The following is a 1,604-nucleotide window of genomic DNA, read 5'->3' on the forward strand; positions in this document are numbered from 1 at the left end:
GACACGGCTCTGTGGGGAGATGAAACCCGATGTGGTTTGGGATCTCTACGGCGGGGGCGGCCTGCTGGGCTCGGCGGCTCTCGCGGGTGGGGCGCGGCTCTGGCTCGTCGAGGCGGACCCCTTCGGCGCGGCAGACGCGGAGGAGAACCTGTCCCGGTCGGGGGGGGATTTCCGGGTCACGGCGGGAACGGTGGAGCGGGTCCTGGCCGAGGGTCCGCCCGAGCCGCTCGGCGGGCCGGACCTGGTCATCCTGGACCCTCCCCGGACGGGGCTTCCCCGGGAAGTCACGGAGTCGTTGATCGCGCTTAAATCCCCCCGCATCGCCTATGTGTCCTGCAATCCGGCGCGGTTCTGGCGCGACGCCGCACTATTTATCCGGGGAGGATACGAGCTGGAGGGGCTCGCGGCGTTCGACATGCTCCCCCAGACGCCGGGCCTGGAGCTCGTCGGCATGTTCCGATAGGGTTGGAAGTGGTTGCCTACCTCCCCCGGCGGGTCGTGGACGTCGCCGGCCGGCGTGGCGTGGAGAATGTGACTGTCGCTTCTGCGTCAACTTGAACTTGACACATAGTGAAAAAAAGTATATATAAAGGTTAGTTAGGAGGGAGAGGATATGAGCCCGGAAGAGGTTCGCAAGGCTGCTTCGGCCATCCGCATCCGGCCCCGGGTATTGGTCAACAACAACCTCTTCCCCCAGGACCCGCCCACCTACATCTACTGCACCGTCATCGAGAGGGAGATAGGCTCGGAAGATATTTCGCGGGCTTGGCATTATCGCTTGAAAAAATCACCGGGGGCCCGCCGGGGACCCACACCACCTACCGCCCCATCGGCTGGAACAACGACCCGGAAGCCTAGTTGGGTAAACACTCGCTCTACGGGTATCCCCCCGACGACGACTGGCCCGTTCTCAGGACCAACCTCGACCCGGCCATCCAGTACGTTTACAACGTCGTCATCCTCCCCGCGCCCTACATGCAGGTCCCCCCGCCGCCACCCGGCATCGCATGGGCCAAGACGGTGAACTTCATCGGTGCCCCCGAGTACTGGTGGAGCTATAATCCCTATGAGTATCGTTTCGAGTTAAATCGGCAACCGCCACCGCTCTACGTCGGTGTTTTCAACAACTTCCCCCACCCCTGCGGGCCCAGGCAGGGCCATCCGCCCTACTGGCCTGACCCGGACGACGTCTGCCACGTTGACTGGTGCAAGCGCAGCCTCTGGCCGCAGTATCTGGATGAGGCCGAACACGGCGACATGAGGCTGAACATGCTCATTAACGACTGGGGCACGTGGGAGGAGCTGTTCAGCGAATATATCCAGACCATCCCGCGTTGGGTGCAGTAAAGGAGAAAAAATGAGGGTTTCAATGTTGATATTGTTGCTTCCGGCGGTAATCCTCGCCCAGGTGGACGTGGCGTTCATGCTGACGACCCCTCGTGACCGCTGGTCGGAGGCGATAGAGTTCGTAGAGAACGACCCGCGCTTCGATAGGGTTGATTACATTTATTGCCGCTCCTTCACGCCACCCTTGGTTGCGATGCAGCAGTACGATGTTATCTTCACTGGGGGTTCTACATACTGGGACCAAGATGAGTTCGGCG

The 1,604-nt window shown here is 61.7% G+C and carries 3 protein-coding genes; all 3 read left to right on the forward strand.

The window, feature by feature from the left end; translation table 11 throughout:
• Nucleotides 1-463: hypothetical protein (locus NTW26_00600; protein ID MCX7020773.1), on the forward strand; the 463-nt coding region annotated here is incomplete at its 5' end.
• A 395-nt stretch (nt 464-858) separates the two neighbouring features.
• Nucleotides 859-1,347 (forward strand): hypothetical protein, encoded by a 489-nt coding sequence (locus tag NTW26_00605; GenBank protein MCX7020774.1) that lies wholly within the window; start codon nt 859-861, stop codon nt 1,345-1,347.
• A gap of 10 nt (nt 1,348-1,357) precedes the next feature.
• The coding region (locus NTW26_00610) for a hypothetical protein (protein MCX7020775.1) at nt 1,358-1,604 on the forward strand (247 nt) is incomplete at its 3' end.

Source organism: bacterium (genome assembly GCA_026398675.1).
In the GTDB taxonomy this organism is placed as follows: Bacteria; RBG-13-66-14; RBG-13-66-14; order RBG-13-66-14; family RBG-13-66-14; genus RBG-13-66-14.